20 protein-coding genes are annotated in these 17,137 nt (G+C 32.3%); 14 read left to right on the top strand and 6 right to left on the bottom strand.

Translation table 11 applies throughout. The features are described from left to right. Positions 1 to 142: 142 nt before the first annotated feature. Genes AC3VJB_RS11860 through AC3VJB_RS11845 form a run of 4 tightly spaced genes read right to left on the bottom strand, consistent with a single transcriptional unit; the run spans position 143 to position 4,020 of the window. A complete protein-coding gene (locus AC3VJB_RS11860) occupies positions 143 to 925 on the bottom strand; it encodes an enoyl-CoA hydratase/isomerase family protein (protein WP_167712698.1) in 783 nt (260 codons plus the stop codon). A gap of 7 nt (positions 926 to 932) precedes the next feature. Further along, on the bottom strand, positions 933 to 2,345 hold the full coding sequence (locus AC3VJB_RS11855; protein WP_167712700.1) for a sensor histidine kinase: 1,413 nt from the start codon (positions 2,343 to 2,345) through the stop codon (positions 933 to 935). 50 nt (positions 2,346 to 2,395) lie between these two features. Next, positions 2,396 to 2,866 carry a hypothetical protein gene (locus AC3VJB_RS11850; protein ID WP_047787965.1) on the bottom strand — a complete coding sequence of 157 codons (471 nt, stop codon included), beginning with the start codon at positions 2,864 to 2,866 and terminating at the stop codon, positions 2,396 to 2,398. A gap of 2 nt (positions 2,867 to 2,868) precedes the next feature. Continuing rightward, positions 2,869 to 4,020: a DNA polymerase III subunit gene (locus tag AC3VJB_RS11845; protein ID WP_497667182.1), complete on the bottom strand. Its 1,152-nt coding sequence runs from the start codon at positions 4,018 to 4,020 to the stop codon at positions 2,869 to 2,871. A 119-nt stretch (positions 4,021 to 4,139) separates the two neighbouring features. On the opposite strand from AC3VJB_RS11845, the gene AC3VJB_RS11840 reads away from it, so the two are divergent. The 3 genes from AC3VJB_RS11840 to AC3VJB_RS11830 all read left to right on the top strand — a co-directional run bounded on the left by AC3VJB_RS11840 (position 4,140) and on the right by AC3VJB_RS11830 (position 7,194). Beyond that, positions 4,140 to 4,364, top strand: a complete 225-nt coding sequence (locus AC3VJB_RS11840; protein WP_047787963.1) for a FeoA family protein — start codon at positions 4,140 to 4,142, stop codon at positions 4,362 to 4,364. Between the two features lie 3 nt (positions 4,365 to 4,367). Further along, positions 4,368 to 6,473, top strand: a complete 2,106-nt coding sequence (gene feoB / locus AC3VJB_RS11835) for a ferrous iron transport protein B (RefSeq protein ID WP_196781599.1) — start codon at positions 4,368 to 4,370, stop codon at positions 6,471 to 6,473. Positions 6,474 to 6,690: 217 nt separating this feature from the next. Then, on the top strand, positions 6,691 to 7,194 hold the full coding sequence (locus AC3VJB_RS11830) for a DUF3575 domain-containing protein (protein ID WP_159508821.1): 504 nt from the start codon (positions 6,691 to 6,693) through the stop codon (positions 7,192 to 7,194). 80 nt (positions 7,195 to 7,274) lie between these two features. Here AC3VJB_RS11830 and brnQ read toward each other — a convergent pair whose 3' ends face one another. Then, complete coding sequence (gene brnQ, locus AC3VJB_RS11825) at positions 7,275 to 8,561, bottom strand: branched-chain amino acid transport system II carrier protein (protein WP_437823514.1); 1,287 nt, start codon at positions 8,559 to 8,561, stop codon at positions 7,275 to 7,277. A 39-nt stretch (positions 8,562 to 8,600) separates the two neighbouring features. Between brnQ and AC3VJB_RS11820 the strand changes: the two genes are divergently transcribed. Together AC3VJB_RS11820 and upp are read left to right on the top strand one after the other, a co-directional pair. After that, positions 8,601 to 9,374: an alpha/beta fold hydrolase gene (locus AC3VJB_RS11820; RefSeq protein WP_159508825.1), complete on the top strand. Its 774-nt coding sequence runs from the start codon at positions 8,601 to 8,603 to the stop codon at positions 9,372 to 9,374. A 42-nt stretch (positions 9,375 to 9,416) separates the two neighbouring features. After that, positions 9,417 to 10,070, top strand: a complete 654-nt coding sequence (gene upp / locus AC3VJB_RS11815; protein WP_073182290.1) for a uracil phosphoribosyltransferase — start codon at positions 9,417 to 9,419, stop codon at positions 10,068 to 10,070. A 1-nt stretch (position 10,071) separates the two neighbouring features. On the opposite strand, the gene AC3VJB_RS11810 is transcribed toward upp, so the two are convergent. Beyond that, positions 10,072 to 10,977 carry a DUF6427 family protein gene (locus tag AC3VJB_RS11810; protein ID WP_073182289.1) on the bottom strand — a complete coding sequence of 302 codons (906 nt, stop codon included), beginning with the start codon at positions 10,975 to 10,977 and terminating at the stop codon, positions 10,072 to 10,074. A 42-nt stretch (positions 10,978 to 11,019) separates the two neighbouring features. Here AC3VJB_RS11810 and AC3VJB_RS11805 point away from each other — a divergent pair, with 42 nt between their 5' ends. From AC3VJB_RS11805 to AC3VJB_RS11765, 9 genes are all read left to right on the top strand, one after another. Then, positions 11,020 to 11,241 (top strand): DUF6341 family protein, encoded by a 222-nt coding sequence (locus AC3VJB_RS11805; protein WP_047787956.1) that lies wholly within the window; start codon positions 11,020 to 11,022, stop codon positions 11,239 to 11,241. 12 nt (positions 11,242 to 11,253) lie between these two features. Then, positions 11,254 to 11,925 (top strand): tRNA (guanosine(46)-N7)-methyltransferase TrmB, encoded by a 672-nt coding sequence (trmB, locus tag AC3VJB_RS11800; protein ID WP_159611102.1) that lies wholly within the window; start codon positions 11,254 to 11,256, stop codon positions 11,923 to 11,925. 200 nt (positions 11,926 to 12,125) lie between these two features. Further along, the gene (locus AC3VJB_RS11795; RefSeq protein ID WP_047787954.1) at positions 12,126 to 12,449 is read left to right on the top strand and encodes an MGMT family protein; all 324 of its coding nucleotides are present in this window, start codon (positions 12,126 to 12,128) and stop codon (positions 12,447 to 12,449) included. Next, positions 12,446 to 12,991, top strand: a complete 546-nt coding sequence (locus AC3VJB_RS11790) for a DUF4269 domain-containing protein (protein ID WP_159611100.1) — start codon at positions 12,446 to 12,448, stop codon at positions 12,989 to 12,991. The genes AC3VJB_RS11795 and AC3VJB_RS11790 overlap by 4 nt, the downstream gene beginning before the upstream one ends. Positions 12,992 to 13,166: 175 nt before the next feature. Continuing rightward, positions 13,167 to 14,297, top strand: coding sequence for an Mrp/NBP35 family ATP-binding protein (locus AC3VJB_RS11785; RefSeq protein ID WP_047787952.1), 1,131 nt, complete (start codon positions 13,167 to 13,169; stop codon positions 14,295 to 14,297). Positions 14,298 to 14,303: 6 nt separating this feature from the next. Further along, complete coding sequence (locus AC3VJB_RS11780; protein WP_047787951.1) at positions 14,304 to 14,540, top strand: NifU family protein; 237 nt, start codon at positions 14,304 to 14,306, stop codon at positions 14,538 to 14,540. A gap of 182 nt (positions 14,541 to 14,722) precedes the next feature. Then, positions 14,723 to 15,778, top strand: coding sequence for an NAD(P)/FAD-dependent oxidoreductase (locus AC3VJB_RS11775; protein ID WP_281980132.1), 1,056 nt, complete (start codon positions 14,723 to 14,725; stop codon positions 15,776 to 15,778). A gap of 2 nt (positions 15,779 to 15,780) precedes the next feature. After that, positions 15,781 to 16,677 carry a sterol desaturase family protein gene (locus tag AC3VJB_RS11770; RefSeq protein ID WP_497667181.1) on the top strand — a complete coding sequence of 299 codons (897 nt, stop codon included), beginning with the start codon at positions 15,781 to 15,783 and terminating at the stop codon, positions 16,675 to 16,677. Positions 16,678 to 16,683: 6 nt separating this feature from the next. Next, positions 16,684 to 17,016, top strand: a complete 333-nt coding sequence (locus tag AC3VJB_RS11765) for a 2Fe-2S iron-sulfur cluster-binding family protein (RefSeq protein WP_073182284.1) — start codon at positions 16,684 to 16,686, stop codon at positions 17,014 to 17,016. The last annotated feature ends 121 nt before the right edge of the window (positions 17,017 to 17,137 follow it).

Below are 17,137 nucleotides of genomic sequence, written 5' to 3'. Positions count from 1 at the left end.
AATTTGGATGTTGTTGAATTTAGTATATATTTGCTTCAGTTAATAACCCCCATTTTATTAATGTAATCCCCTTATTGTAAAAATAGCATCTAAGTTTTAATTTAGATGCTATTTTTTTGTAGTTGTTTCTTTAGTAAAAAAATTACTTTCCTGGAAATTCAGGTTTACGTTTTTCTAAAAAAGCAGTAGTCCCTTCTTTAAAATCTTCAGTTCCAAAACAGTTTCCAAACTCTGTAATTTCGCTTTCAAAACCATTCACACCGTCTTTAAAATTATCATTTACAGCTTTAATTGCTGCACTAATGGCAACAGAAGAGTTACGCATAATTTTTGAAGCTATTTTTTGAGCTAAAGGTAATAATTCTTCTTGCGAAGTTACATGGTTTATCAATCCAGTTTCTTTAGCTTCATCAGCAGAAATCATACCTGCTGTCATAATTAACTCCATGGCTTTTCCTTTACCTACTAATTGAGGCAAGCGTTGTGTTCCGCCATAACCAGGGATAACTCCTAAAGAAACTTCAGGAAGTCCCATTTTAGCATTGTCTGAAGCTACTCTAAAATGACAAGCCATTGCTAATTCTAGTCCGCCACCTAAAGCAAAACCATTTACAGCGGCAATAACAGGAGTTGATAAATTTTCAACAAAATCAAATAAAATTTCCTGCCCTTTTCTTGCTAACATTCCTCCTTCTTCAACAGAGAAATGTGCAAATTCAGAGATGTCTGCTCCAGCAACAAATGCTTTTTCTCCACTACCTGTGATAATAATTACTTTAATACTAGCATCTTCTTCCAAGGCTTTAAAAGCATTATGAAGCTCTTCAATAGTAGCTTTGTTTAAAGCGTTTAATTTTTTTGGTCGGTTAATGGTAATAGTTGCCAATGCGTTAGTTTGTTCAACTAAAATATTTTCAAAATTCATACTATGTTTATGTTTTAGGTAATATTACAGTAAAAACAGTTCCAACTCCTTTAGTTGAAGTAAAGGATATTGTACCGTCATACGCTTCAATTATATTTTTTATGATAGATAGTCCTAAGCCCATTCCACTAGTTTTAGTAGTAAATTTAGGCTCGAAAATTAACTCCTTATTTTCTTCACTAATACCTTTTCCGTTATCAGAAACTGTTATTTTAACACTATTTCCTTCAGAAGCAACTTTAACTTCTATTTTAGGATTTTTATCAGTGTCTTTTATTGCCTGAATTGAGTTTTTAACTAAGTTGGTGACAATTCGTATCAACTGTGTTTTGTCTAAACTTGCATACAGCTCTCTCTCTTGAGGGAAATAATGTATGTAATCTTCAGTAAAAATATCTAACGAGTGTTTAACGATATCAACTACATTCAATTTTTCTCTACGCTGTGTAGGCATTTTAGCAAAATCAGAAAAAGCAGAAGCAATAGAACTCATTACATCAATTTGTTGAATAAGCGTTTCGCTGTACTCAGACATTTTTTCTTTGATATTAGGATCTTCTGGATTGAATTTTCTTTCAAAACTTTGTACTGACAAGCGCATAGGTGTTAACGGATTTTTAATCTCGTGAGCTACCTGTTTGGCCATTTCTCTCCAGGCTTGTTCTCGCTCACTTTGCGCTAGTTTTACAGCACTTTCTTCTAACTGGTCAATCATGTTGTTATAAGCGGCAACCAGCGAATTGATTTCTGAACTAGCAGAGTTTAAAGTAATTTTTTCGTTACGCTTATTTAAACGGGTCTCGTTTATTTTTTGCGAGATGGTTTGAATGGATCTAGTAATATAAGTTGATAAAAAGTAAGCTAAAACAATGGCAATAATGAGCATTAGCAAATAAACTAATGATAGACGAGAAATAAACTCTCGTAGTTCATGTTTTTGCTCTTCATTATCTTGTGCAATTTGTAATTCTAAAATTCCAATCCTTTTAAAACGAGGGTCGTTTAAGTAAGTGTATGAAGATTGGTAAGTGATACCTTTTTCAGTTCTACTTTTTAAAATTTTATGATTTGAGTTGTTGGCTAAATCTTTAACAGTTTCATTAGGAAGGTTTTGTCCTTCTTTTTTATCAAAATTATAAGGAATGGAAGATTTTAGCAACTTTCCATCCATATCATACATAGAAATTGTAAGTTTATGAACGTATGCTATATCGTAAATTCTATCTTGAAAAATTTTAGCTAAATTCTCAGTAGTTACTGGATATGTGGTTCTGCGTTTGAGTTCTATTTCAATGTCTTGTTTTGTAGAAAACTCTTTACGTTCAAAACGTGCAGTATTATAATCTTTTGTTTGCTCATCGTATTGGTATATGGTAACCATTACAATTAAAATTGATGCCAATAGCACTAAAAGTATCATTGACAGGAAAATTCTAATTCGAAGTGATATGTTATTGAAAATACGCAATTTTATAATTCAATTTTTTTAGTTCTCATAAGCAAAGTATCATCTGTTTCTCCATCATTATCCCAGTCATAAGTAGAGGTAGCGCTAAAACCATTGTTAGTTTGTGTAATTTTATACCAAGCTTGTACTTGCTTTCCTAAATACGGATAATCAACAAATAAACTATCTCCACTAGTTTTCCACTTACCGTTAGTTTCACCAACTTTTTTCCCATCGGCTTGTACAAACCATGCAGAAAAAGTACCATCGCTGTTATAGGTAGATTGTGCTTTTCCTGAATTAGGTTTGCTAAAATCGTCTTCAAAAACAGAAGTGCTATCGGTTTCGTTGGCAGTTAAATATTCAATTTTCAAATATGTTGTTTCCCAATTTCCAACCAAATATTCTTGTAATTGCGGTCCTTTTTTTTCTTGTTTACAAGCAACAAAAAGTATTCCGAAAATAAGTGCGGTAATTATGTGTTTTGTTTTCATGATTAAGATTGGATTTTTTCTTCTTTGGTGTGTAGAAGACGCGTTAGTTTAATAGATAAATCTAACAAAATAATTTTAGCATTTCCGTTTCTTTCAATATGATACTGTGCGTCACTTACTTCTTTTTCTATGATTAAGATATTAGCACTATGAATAAACTGAGCAAATTTTGCGAGTTCGAAGTTTGCAGACTGAGTTTCTAAAAAAACTAAATCTGGCGTTCCGTAATTTAGAAGTAAAGCTTGCCTAAAAAATTGCAAACAATACTGTAAGAATTGTTTTTGAGTTTCTCTACCAGATTTAGCAATTTCTTCAGACCAACCAATTAAATCTTGAATAACAGCGGCATTTCCTTTGGCTCTAAATGCAGCCCTAATCCAAGTAATAAACCATTGTTCAAAAACTAAATCGTTTGAATTGTTGTTTAAAATGTGTAGAGCCTTGTTATAATTCCCTTCTGATTGATGAGCAATCTTTATTGCTTCGTTCTCTGATATTTCTTTTTGTTGTGTTAGAGCATTGGCTATGTCACTTTCACTTAGTGCTGGGAAGTGCAATGCCTGACATCGAGATTTTATGGTATTAATAATTTGCTCTTCATCTTCAGTAATAAGGATGAAAATAGTTTTACTAGGTGGCTCTTCAATCAGTTTTAATAATTTGTTAGAGGCGGCAATGTTCATCTTTTCTGCCATCCAAATAATCATTACTTTAAAACCACCTTCGTATGATTTTAACTGTAATTTTTTTACAATGTCTTCCGCTTCATCAACACCAATTTGTCCTTGTTTATTTTCAACACCAATATGTTGTAACCAATTAAACAAACTTCCATAAGGTTGCTCCTCTATAAAAGACCTCCAATCATCTAAAAATAAATTACTAACTGGGTGCTTTTTAACAGAATCATTTGTAGTTACAGGAAACGCAAAATGTAAATCTGGATGCTGTAGTTTGCTACATTTAATGTTGCAGGCTTCTACATTATCGGAGAAGTTACATAATAAGAATTGAGCGTAGGCAATTGCCATTGGTAAAGTACCACTACCTTCTTTACCAACAAAGAGTTGTGCATGCGGAATTCTGTTATTTTCAGCCGATTGCTGTAGGTGGTTTTTTATATGTTCTTGCCCAAGAATATCGTCGAAAGTCATACTACAAATATAAGACATCAAATAGAGAGAGCAACCTATTAAATAAATCATAATATTGTGTTGGTATACTGTTTAGAACGATTCTATTTTAGTATATTTGCAAGCTAAAAATATATCTTTTGAGTACTATCGCATCGTTACATTTAGGGGAAAAAGGAATTATATCTGAAGAGTGCTTGGATAAAATTCCGTTGAAATTATTAGAAATGGGGTGTTTACCCGGAAGTGAAGTAGAGTTGCTTCAAATAGCTCCATTAAAAGACCCAATGTATATATGTGTAAACGGAAGTCATTTAGCGATTCGAAAAGAAACAGCTTGTCAAATTTCAATTATAAAACTATAGCTGATGAGTAATCGTATTAATGTAGCCTTAATTGGAAATCCTAATACAGGTAAAACATCATTGTTTAATCAGTTAACAGGGTTAAACCAAAAAGTAGGAAATTACCCTGGTGTTACGGTTGACAAAAAACAAGGAGTTTGTAAATTGCCTAATGATAAAAATGCAACGATTACTGATTTACCTGGTACTTATAGTATTAATCCCACCTCTATAGATGAAAGTATTGTTTTAAAAACTTTGATGACTACGCATCAAGAAGAAAAACCAGATGTAATTGTTGTAGTTGCTGATATTGAAAATTTAAAAAGGAATTTATTACTCTTTTCGCAAATTCAAGATTTAGAAGTTCCGACGATTTTAGCGTTAAACATGGCTGATCAACTAAAGCGAAAAGGGATTTCTATAGATGTGCCAGCCTTAGAAAAAGAACTACATACCAAAGTAGTGTTAATGTCGGCAAGGACTAACGAGGGAGTTGATGACTTAAAAAAAGAAGTAGCTAATTATAATTCGTTAAAAGTACACTCAACTTTCAACGAATTATCTCAAAAGATTGATAGTGCTTACTTTGAAAAGTTAGCTAAAGTAAGTAATGAATTTACAGCTTATGAGTTGTGGATGATGCTTACAAAAAATCATAAACCATTACTTTCTTCCTCAGAAAAAGAAGCAATAAAAGAATTTGAAGGAGAAATTACAAAGCAAAAAAAGTATCAACATAAAGAAACTATATATAGATATCAGCAAATAAATGCTGTTTTAAATAAAACCTACAAGGTAGATGCTTCTCAAGCTACGGATGTACGTAGTAAACTAGATAGAGTTTTTACTCATAAAATATTTGGGTATGTTATTTTCTTTGGATTGTTATTATTGATATTTCAATCTATTTTCGATTGGGCTTCTACTCCCATGGATCTTATTGATGGTTTATTTGCTGATATCGCAGAGTTTACTAAAGCGCAACTACCTGCAGGAATGTTCACCGATTTATTAACTGACGGAATTATTCCTGGAGTAGGTGGTGTAGTAATCTTTATACCTCAAATAGCTATTTTATTCTTGTTTATATCTATTCTTGAAGAAACAGGTTATATGAGTAGAGTAGTATTTTTAATGGATAAAATTATGCGTCGCTTTGGAATGAGTGGTAAAAGTGTAATTCCATTAATTTCAGGTACTGCATGTGCTATTCCAGCAATTATGGCAACTAGAACTATTGCTAGTTGGAAAGAACGATTAATCACTATTTTGGTAACACCCTTTACAACCTGTTCAGCACGATTACCGGTGTATGCAATTTTAATAGCATTAATTATTCCTGATACTAAGTTGTTTGGTTTTTTAAGTTTACAAGGGTTTACTTTATTAGCATTATATATTTTAGGTTTTGCTGCAGCAATTATCGCAGCATATATTTTGCATAAAACATTGAAAATAAAAAACAACTCACTTTTTGTGGTTGAAATGCCTAATTATAAGATACCATCAGTAAAAAATGTGTTTTTTGATGTCTTAGATAAAACAAAAGCATTTGTTTTTGGAGCAGGAAAAATCATTTTAGCAATTTCAATAGTACTTTGGTTTTTAGCGTCTCATGGACCATCATCTTATGAAAATGCTGAGAAAAGTGTTATAGAGAATACTGCAAATAAAAATCTTTCAGAAGAAGATTTAGCTAAAAAAATAGCATCTGCTAAGTTGGCAAACTCATATATAGGAATTGCAGGAAAAACAATAGAACCAGTTGTTAAACCATTAGGTTATGACTGGAAAATAGGTATTGGACTAATTAGTTCTTTTGCAGCAAGAGAAGTGTTTATAGGAACATTAGCTACTATCTATAGCGTAGAAGACGATGGAGAAGATACAACGACTATAAAACAAAAAATGAGGTCAGAAATAAACCCGGAAACAGGAGAAAAAAGATTCAACCTTGCTACGGGAATTTCTTTATTGTTATTTTATGCGTTTGCAATGCAATGTATGGCAACACTAGCAATAGTAAAAAGGGAAACAAAAAGTTGGAAGTGGCCAATGGTTCAACTAGTAAGTATGGGAGTTTTGGCTTATTTATCAGCATTTATAGCCTATCAATTTTTAAGTTAATGCAAGAAGTTTTAACATATCTAGTCGTTTGTGGAGCCGTTATTTTTTTAGTGAAAAAGTTCTTTTTTAAGCCTAAAAAAAATAGCAGCTGTGATACAAATTGTAACTGTTCTTAAGCATGAAATGATAAATAACCAAACTGTTTTTTACAAAAGATGTATGTTTGTGGTATCATCCTTGTAGGAAGTAGATAAATTATAATTAGTAAAAAATTAAAATGAAAAAAATAGTATTAGCAACTGTAGTTTTTATCAGTTCTCTCACGTATGCACAGCAAGAGGTAAAAGTAGATTTACTAGACGCATTGGCTTTTAAAACGCTAGAGGTGTCTTACGAGTACTATACAACTGATCGTTCTTCGGTTGGTATTTCAGCTTTGTTTAACTTTGAAAAAAAATCAGCAGATTTTAGATACAATGAAGAACGAATGTTTACTCCTTTTTTTCGTCATTACTTTACAAACAATAGCAATTGGAACTATTTTGGAGAAGTTTTTATGGGAATAAATACAGGAGAAAGAAAAGTTGAAGTTCAAGGGAGTACAATAAAAAAATATAAGGAATATACTGACGGAGCTTTAGGTTTAGCCTTTGGTTCAAAATACGTATCGTCTGGAGGATTTGTACTTGATGTATATGGAGGTTTGGGTAGAAACCTGTTTACTTCAGAAGCTCGTTCAATTGTGCCTAGAGTAGGAATAAATTTAGGGTATCGTTTTTAATATACTCAACTCAAATAAAAACAAAAAGCTCGTAATCACGAGCTTTTTGTTTTTATATAATATATCATTCATTAAGTAACTTATTCAGTTGGAATTTGCTTTTTGCTTTTAATCAAATTAGCAAAAACAAAACTCAATATAGCAGGTAATACCCACCCTAAATTATGATTAGCAAAGGGAATGTTGTTTTTTATTTCAACTAAGTAATTAGGATTGATAATAAAGCCTAAAAAATCTGGAATGCTAAATAAAAAGGTTACCGCTACTACACTTTTAAAAACTAAAATTGAGGTGTATTTTTCAGGAAGTACATTTAGTACAATTAAAACAATAGTAATAGGATAAATAAACATCAAAGCAGGTAGTGCAATATTGATAATATATTTCACATCAAATTGACCAACAGCAATTCCTAGTAAACAGCTAATAATAGCAGTAATTGTAAAGACCTTTTGAGAGTTATTGCTAATTCCTTTAAAATAATCGGCAGTTCCAGTAATAATTCCAACCGCTGTTGTAAAACAAGCCAAAGCAACTAAAACACTAAGAAAAACACTTCCAATATTTCCTAAAGTTTGATTGCTCAGAGAGTTTAAGATTTCTGTTCTATTAGCACTTTCAGAAAAGGTAGAACTAAATAAAACTCCATTATAAATAAGGCCAGCATAAATAATTAATAAGCCTATACCAGCAATAAAACCTGCTTTGGTAATAAGCTCTTTTTTCTCTTCAAAAGTTGTATTCGTATTAAAATTCATTGAAATGACTAAGACACCACCAACAACTATGGAAGCAATGGCATCAAAAGTTTGATATCCTTCTAACAAACCATCAACAAATGGAGCTTTAAGGGTAGTTGGAGCAATCATATCAGGGGCTGTAAAAAAACCAACGAAAATAATAGCTAATAAAATGATTATAATAAGAGGTGTTAAAAACTTGCCTAGTAGGTTTAACACTTTTGACCGGTTCATGGTAAAAAGAAAAACAAGTCCGAAATAAATTGTACTAGTAACTAAAGAACTACTGTTGCTAAAGTAAGGAGCAATGGCCATTTCATGAGTAACCGAAGCAGTTCTAGGTGCAGGTAAAGCAATACAAATAGTGTATACAACAAAGCAATATATAAGACTAAAAATTGGAGAGACTTTTTTGCCAAAATCATACATAGTACCCTGTAGTTTGGCATGGGCTAAAATACCTATCATAGGAATAATAACAGCAGTAATAAAAAAGCCAATAGTTACCCAAAACCATAAGCTTCCAGCATTTTTTCCTAAAAATGGAGGTAAAATTAAATTACCAGCTCCAAAAAACATTGAAAATAAAGCAAATCCGTTTATAAATATCTCCTTAGTTTTGTGCATTGCTTAACAAATTAGTAAGCGACGAATATACATTAAAAAATGATTGCAAAATTTAAAGAAACCACTGTTTTTTATACAGATACTGGCAAGGGAAGTAGTATTGTTTTATTACACGGGTTTTTAGAAAATAGGACTATGTGGAATGAGGTGGTTGATGAGTTATCCAGAAAAAATCGCGTGATTTGTATTGACTTATTAGGGCATGGAAAAACAGGATGTGTTGGGTATATTCATACGATGGAAGAAATGGCAGAAGCAGTAAAATCTGTTTTAAGAGAGTTAAAAATTCGTCGAGCTACCTTTATTGGACATTCCATGGGGGGATATGTTGCCTTGGCATTTGCAGAAAAATATCAAAAAAATGTAAAAGGAATTTGTTTGATGAACTCTACCTCTCAAGCAGATAGTGAAGAACGAAAAAAGTTGCGACTCAGAGCTGTTGAAATGGCTAAGGAAAATTACGAAACATTGGTAAAAATGTCAATTAGCAACTTGTTTGCAGAGAACATGCGTTTACAGTTATCCGAAGAAATAGAAAAAATAAGAGAAGAAGCCTTAAAAACACATGTTAGAGGATATATTGCAGCAACAGAGGGAATGCGTTTGCGAGAAAACAAGGAAGTTGTTTTACAAACAATAGAAAAGAGATTGATGATAGCAGGAAAAAATGACCCAATATTAAATTATACTACTGTTGAAGAAGAAGCAAAGAGAACTAATACCTCATTAATTGCAATACCAAACGGACATATGAGTTATGTTGAAGCAAAAGAAGAACTATTAAAAGCACTAACCAACTTTATAAAAGCTTGATAAAATCTGTTACTTTTGTAGCGTACAAAAAGAATACACCTCATGAAAACTCATCATTTAGCCAAACAAAATTCTATTCTTAATAAATTTCTAGCTGAACTCAGAGACACATCAGTTCAAAAAGATTCAATGCGTTTTCGTAGAAATATCGAACGAATAGGTGAAGTGATAGGATACGAGTTAAGTAAAGAGTTAAACTATAAGGTTAAAGAAATAACAACGCCTTTAGGAACAAAAAAGGTAGAATTGCCAGAAAATGATATAGTATTGTGTTCTATTCTTAGAGCAGGGTTACCACTACACAATGGGGTTTTAAACTATTTTGATGATGCAGAGAATGCATTTATATCAGCATATCGCCATCACCCAAACAATGACGAAGAGTTTGAAATCGTGGTAGGGTATTTTGCTTCGCCTTCAATAGATGGAAAAACATTATTACTTATAGATCCTATGTTGGCAACAGGCCGTTCAATGGTTGAGGTTTATGAGGGCATAAAAAAGTATGGAACGCCAAAAGAAATAATAATAGCTTCGGTTATTGGTTCAGTTCAAGGTGTAGAATATGTAGCTAAACACTTGCCAGAGAGCACTACTTTATGGATTGGTGATATTGATGAAAAACTAAATGATAAAGGCTATATAGTGCCAGGTTTAGGAGATGCAGGTGATTTAGCTTATGGAGCAAAAATGTAGTTTATGCAATAGCACTCATTGTAAAAGACACTATTAAGAATAAGAGAATAATAACATCAGCATACCATTTTTTTTGAAAAAACTCAATTCCATTAGCTAAAATAACAGAAACAGGGAATAATACATATAAAAACTCACTTCCAGAACCGTCTTGAACTAAAAGTAAAATAGCTGTAGTGATTACAAGATGAGTAAGAATTAATATCCAGTTTTTTCTGAATTTATTTTTAATAGCAAGTGCCTTTGGGCTTTTTAAAAAAATAGAAGCTATTAAAAAAAAGCTTATGAAAAGAATAGGGAACAAATACTTTTCATGAGAATAGAAGCTTAAATCAGGATAAAAATCCCAATCAAAAAGTAACCAAAATTTTTCAAGGTTATCATACCAAAAATAGTAGGTGAAGTATAAAAAAACAGGAGAGCAAAAAGCAATTATAGGAGTTAATAATGTTTGATAAGTAAATCGTTGATGTAAAAATATAGATAGGTAAAGTAATATTAATAATAAAGGAGCATAAGGTTCTATTAAAAACGATACTCCAAGCCACAAACCACCATCAAACAATTTATGCAGCATGTTTTTTGAAGACTGTAAACTGTATACTTTTCGTAAAAAAAGAAGTATAGTTAAGTTAGCATAAAAAGTTTTATTTATCTGTATAGTATCAGGAAAAAAACCTATTAGTATTACAAAAAACAAAAAAGCAAAAGAATTATCATAAGTCAATAAATTCTTGGCAAGAATAAAGTTGTATACAGAAAAAACAACTAAAAACAAACCAAGTTCTTTAATTAAATTAAAAGATAATTGCTTAGAAAAAATACTTAAAACAAAATACCCTAAAAACAGTACAAACAGTACAATAAAATTTATAGGCTTAGATTTACCGAAAAAATTGGCTAACATTGTTTCTTTTTATATTTTTGCAGCTGTAAAGATACTTAAGATATGATAGCAGGCAATATTTTTAGATGGATTGGTAGTTTATTTACCGACTTTTTATTTGCACCATTCAATTGGTTACGCTTAACGTTAGCTAAATCAGATGCAGGTTGGTGGACTTCAAACGCTGTAAACTGGTTCTTTTTATTAGTGTTATTAGTGTTATTTGCATATTGGATGAAAGAAGCTGCTCGTTTTAAAAGAGAAGGAACAGAAGATAGAGCCTAATTTCTACACACTTTGGGAAGCAAAAATAAATTAAAACGTTTCAAAGAAAATGAAACGTTTGCTAACGTTATTCAACCAACACGCGAAGAAGTAATTAACGATTTTTCTTATAAAGGAAAATGGAATACTTTTTTTAAAAACGACAATCCAATAGTTTTAGAGCTAGGTTGTGGTAAAGGAGAGTACACGATTGCTTTAGCAGAAAAAAATCCTGATAAAAACTTTATTGGAATTGATATTAAAGGTGCACGATTTTGGCGAGGAGCTAAAACAGCACTAGAAAATAACATGGAAAATGTAGCTTTTATTAGAACACAAATAGAGTTAGTAGATTATATTTTTGCTGAAAATGAAGTTTCCGAAATTTGGATAACCTTCCCAGACCCACAAATTAAGTATAAACGTACTAAGCACCGTATGACGAATTCTGAATTTTTAAAGAAATATCATGGTATTTTAAATTCAGAAGGAACAGTTAATCTAAAAACTGATAGTGAATTCATGCATGGTTACACTTTAGGTTTATTGCATGGAGAAGGTCACGAAATTTTGCACGCTAATCACGATGTGTATAAAAATGTGTACAGCCCAGAAGAGGTAACCAGTACTCAAACATTCTACGAAAAACAATATTTAGAAATCGGAAAACCGATTACTTATATAAAATTTAAACTTAATTACTAATCCTGCTTTTTGCAGGATTTTTTGCCTCGGACGTTTCCTTTTGGGTCGTGCTTTCCGAGTTACATGGTAGCTTGCTGTAACCGCTAACGTATTGGTTTTTTGATAAATGTCCGTTCGAGTGATTTTCAAGATTGAAATGAGTGAAAATTGTATCGAGAACCATATTCGTATATTTTTTAAAAGAATCCTATCTTTACCACATGGCAGATAAAAATTTCTTCGAAAAAGTGTACGAAGTAGCACGTTTAATACCACATGGAAGAGTTACAAGTTATGGAGCCATAGCTACCTATTTAGGAGCAGCTCGTTCAGCAAGAATGGTTGGTTGGGCAATGAATAACTCTTCAGAAAAAGAAGTACCAGCGCATCGAGTAGTTAATAGAAAAGGATTATTAACAGGAAAACATCATTTTGACGGAACAAATCTTATGCAACAATTGTTAGAAAGTGAAGGAATAGAGGTGGTTGAGAATGAAATTCAAGATTTTGAAAAGGTATTTTGGAATCCAAGTGAAGAATTGTGATAAACTTCAGAGATATAACATACTTAAAAGAAGGAACTGTCCGTCAAAAAGAAGCTCATAAAGTATTATTAGAGCTGAATATTTTTGAACTATTAAAACACTTCAATCCTATTTTAGTGGGTACTATACCCATAAATATTGATGTAGACTCAAGTGATTTAGATATTATTTGTCAAAGTGATAATCATGAAGAGCTTGTAAAAGTTGTGAGCGAAAACTATAGAGAGTTTTCAAGGTTTGAAATAAAGACGATACCATCATACAAAAACTTAAAAACAACAATCATTACATTTGAGTATAAGGCTTTTCCAATAGAGATTTTTGTACAAAATAAACTATCAGAAGAGCAAGACTCATATCTACATATGCTTATCGAATATCAAGTATTGTTAAAAGAAGGAAAAGAATTCAGGTCTAAAATTATAGCTCTAAAACAACAAGGATTTAAAACTGAACCAGCGTTTGCGCAACTTTTAGGTCTAGAGGGTAATCCGTATGAAGCGTTATTAACATACGGGTTTGAGAAAGGTTATATTTCTTGATTTTTTCTAAAAAAATCAAGTTTAAAATCATCTATAAAACCAACTTATCAACCTATAAATATTACCAATCTAAAGACTTTATTTTCTGAGGGCTAAAACGTATCTTTGCAGTTAAGATTAAATAAAAATAAGCAACAAGCCTACCGCTTGCTGTTTAAAGCATATAGCATAAAACATGAGTTTTAAAAAACAAGATATATACAAAGCGTTAGAAACCATAACGGCACCAGGAGAAGGTAAAAGTTTAGTAGAAAACGAAAATATAACCAATGTAGTTACATTTGGAGATGAGGTTATTGTAGATGTTACTATTTCAAATCCATCATTACAAGCAAAAAAGAAGGTAGAAGTTGAGATAATGAAAGCAATTCACCAACACGTTGATCAAAAAATCGATGTAAAAGTGAATGTGAAGGTGGAAGTTCAACAAAAAGAAAACCCAAATCAAATTAGGGGAAAAGAAATTCCTAATATTCAAAATATTATTGCCATCGCATCAGGTAAAGGAGGAGTAGGAAAATCTACCATTACCTCAAACATGGCTGTTTCATTAGCTAAAATGGGCTTCAAAGTAGGAGTGTTAGATGCCGATGTTTATGGACCATCACAGCACTTAATGTTTGATGTAGAAAGAGAAAAACCATTAGCGGTAAACGTAAATGGGCGTTCAAAAATGAAGCCGATTGAAAGTTATGGAGTAAAACTATTATCATTAGGTTTCTTTACAGATCCAAGTCAGGCAGTGATTTGGCGTGGACCAATGGCTTCAAAAGCGTTAAATCAATTAATTTTTGATGCAGATTGGGGAGAGTTAGATTTCTTATTAATAGATTTACCTCCAGGAACAGGAGATGTACATTTATCAATAGTGCAAGCAGTACCAATTAACGGTGCGGTCGTGGTAAGTACACCTCAAAACATTGCCTTAGCAGATGCTAAAAAAGGAGTGGCAATGTTTAAACAAGAAAGTATTAACGTACCAGTATTAGGTATCGTTGAAAATATGGCGTATTTTACACCAGCAGAACTTCCTAACAATAAATATTATATTTTTGGAGAAGGAGGTGCTAAAAATTTAGCAGAAGATATTGAAACTAGTTTCTTAGGAGAAATACCATTAGTACAAAGCATACGAGAAGCAGGTGATGTTGGACACCCAGTAGCGTTACAAGAAAACACACCACTAGCAGAAGCTTTTACAGAGGTAACTAAAGAAATGGTTTCGCAACTATTAAAAAGAAATGCAAACTTACCACCAACAGAAGTAGTACGAATTACTACTATGAGTGGTTGTAGCTCAAAATAAGCAGTTATGGCAACAGAAGACATAAGAAATAACGTAGAAAAAGCGTTGGAAGAAATCCGCCCTTTTTTAGTAAGTGATGGAGGTAATATAAAATTATTATCTATAGAAAACAGTACAGTAAAAGTACAATTAGAAGGAGCTTGTAGTGGATGTTCTGTTAATCAAATGACTCTGAAAAATGGAGTAGAGGCAACAATAAAAAAATACGCACCAGAAATTAAAGAGGTAATTAATGTTGAATAACCTGATTTATATCAGGTTTTGATTAACAAAAGTATCATATTTTTGAGTTTTAAGCGTTTCCTTTACTTATTTTTTTATACAATAAGTAACACTTAAACAGGCCTTTCAATTATTAACACATACAATTCCTGCCTTATTTTTAAGGTGGGAATCTCAATATAAAAAGAAAATTTTGTTACAAAATGATACATACAGATATACTTATTATTGGAGCAGGTCCTACTGGGCTTTTTACTGTTTTTGAAGCAGGGTTGTTAAAATTACGTTGCCATTTAATTGATGCCTTACCGCAACCAGGAGGGCAATGTTCAGAAATTTATCCCAAAAAGCCAATTTACGATATTCCAGCATATCCAGAAATTTTAGCAGGTGATTTAACCGATAAATTAATGGAACAAATTAAACAATTTGAACCAGGTTTTACACTAGGTGAACGTGCTGATACTATTGAAAAGCAAGAAGACGGAACGTTTATTGTAACTACCAATAAAGGAACAAAGCACCAAGCACCCGTAGTAGCAATTGCAGGAGGCTTAGGAAGCTTTGAACCACGTAAACCACCGATTCCTAATATTGCAGATTTTGAAGACAAAGGAGTAGAATACATGATTAAAGAACCAGAAATTTATCGTGACAAAAACGTGGTAATTGCTGGAGGAGGAGACTCTGCTTTAGATTGGTCTATCTTCTTAACAGATGTGGCAAAATCTGTAACGTTAATTCACAGAAGAAATGAATTCCGTGGAGCTTTAGACTCTGTTGATAAAGTACAAGAGTTAAAAAATGAAGGTAAACTAATGTTAATTACACCAGCAGAAGTTAAAGGTATTGTAGGAGAAGAAAAGGTAGAAGGCGTAGTAGTAGAGCAAAAAGATCAAGAACCATTTACATTACCTTGTGAACATTTTATTCCGTTATTTGGATTGTCTCCAAAATTAGGCCCTATTGCAAATTGGGGATTAGAAATTGAGAAGAATGCCATAAAAGTAAATAATGCATTAGACTATCAAACAAATGTAGAAGGAATTTATGCAATTGGAGATGTAAATACATATCCAGGAAAGTTAAAATTAATTCTATGCGGATTCCATGAAGCAACCTTAATGTGCCAGAGTGCTTACAAACGTATTCATCCAGATAAAAAATATGTGATGAAGTATACGACGGTAGGTGGTGTTGATGGATTTGATGGTACTAGAAAAGAAGCCCCAAAAGCAGTAGTTAAAGCGATTAATTAAGCATGACATTAACTGAATATATACAGCAGTTATCAGAAGATAAATTATTGTATTTCGCCTTACCTGTATTTTTCATTTGCATGTTGGTAGAATACCGAATAGCAAAAGAAAAATACCATGGTAAAGACACTGGAGTATCAATGCTAATGATGGTATTTTCTGCTATTGTAGAGTTTATTCCGAAAATTTTAGCCTTCATAGCGTTTTTCTATTTGTATGAGATGAGTCCGTTAAAAGGTATAGCTCAACGTCAATGGTGGGCATGGATTTTATTGTTATTGGCTGATGATTTTGCTTATTACTGGTTTCACCGATTAAATCACGAAGTACGTTTGTTTTGGGCAGGTCATGTACCACATCATTCATCGGTGCATATGAATTTAGGAACAGCATTGCGTCAAGGAGTCGGTGAACGTATCCATAAATTTTTCTTTTGGATGTGGATTCCTTTATTAGGATTTGATCCATTAATGATGTTTACTATGATGGGAATCAGTTTAATTTATCAGTTTTTTGTGCATACAGAATTGGTAGATAAACTTCCGAAGCCTATTGAATTAATTTTCAATACACCATCACATCATAGAGTACATCACGCATCTAATATTCGTTATTTAGATTGTAATCATGCAGGAATTTTAATTATTTGGGATCGTATCTTTGGTACTTTCTCTGAAGAATTAAAAGAAATTGATAAACCAGTATATGGATTAACCGTAAATATTGAAACGTTTAATCCAGTAAAAGTGGCTACTCATGAATATGCTGCAATTTGGAAGGATGTTAAAAGAGCTGATACATGGAGTGATAAGCTAAGTTATATCTTTAACTCACCCGGTTGGACACATGATGGAGAAGATAAAAGAGCAAAAACACTTCGAAAAAAAATGAACCTGTAAAATAAAATGGAACAAGATATTACTATAAAAATTACTGATCGTGACGGGGTAACGCATGAGATACAAGCACCCACAGATATGGCAATGAATTTGATGGAAGTGGTTCGTTCGTACGAATTAGCTCCTGAAGGAACTATTGGAATTTGTGGTGGAATGGCAATGTGTGCTTCTTGTCAATGCTATGTAAAATCAGATCATGAATTGCCAGAAATGGGAGATGATGAAGAAGCAATGTTAGCAGAGGCTTTTTATGTAGAAGATAATAGCCGATTAGGGTGTCAAATACAAATGACCCCAGATTTAGATGGTTTAGAAGTTGAGTTAGCTCCAGAGAGTTAAGAACAAAAGAATAAAATTTTTAAAGCGCAGTATTTAGTGTACACTAAATACTGCGCTTTCTTTTTATAAAATATACCACTTACGTCATTTTAAATTCCATTTGCGTCATTTAATTTGTTTG

It is taken from the genome of Tenacibaculum sp. TB-53, assembly GCF_059716285.2.
This window is presented reverse-complemented; position numbering and strand designations above follow the sequence as displayed.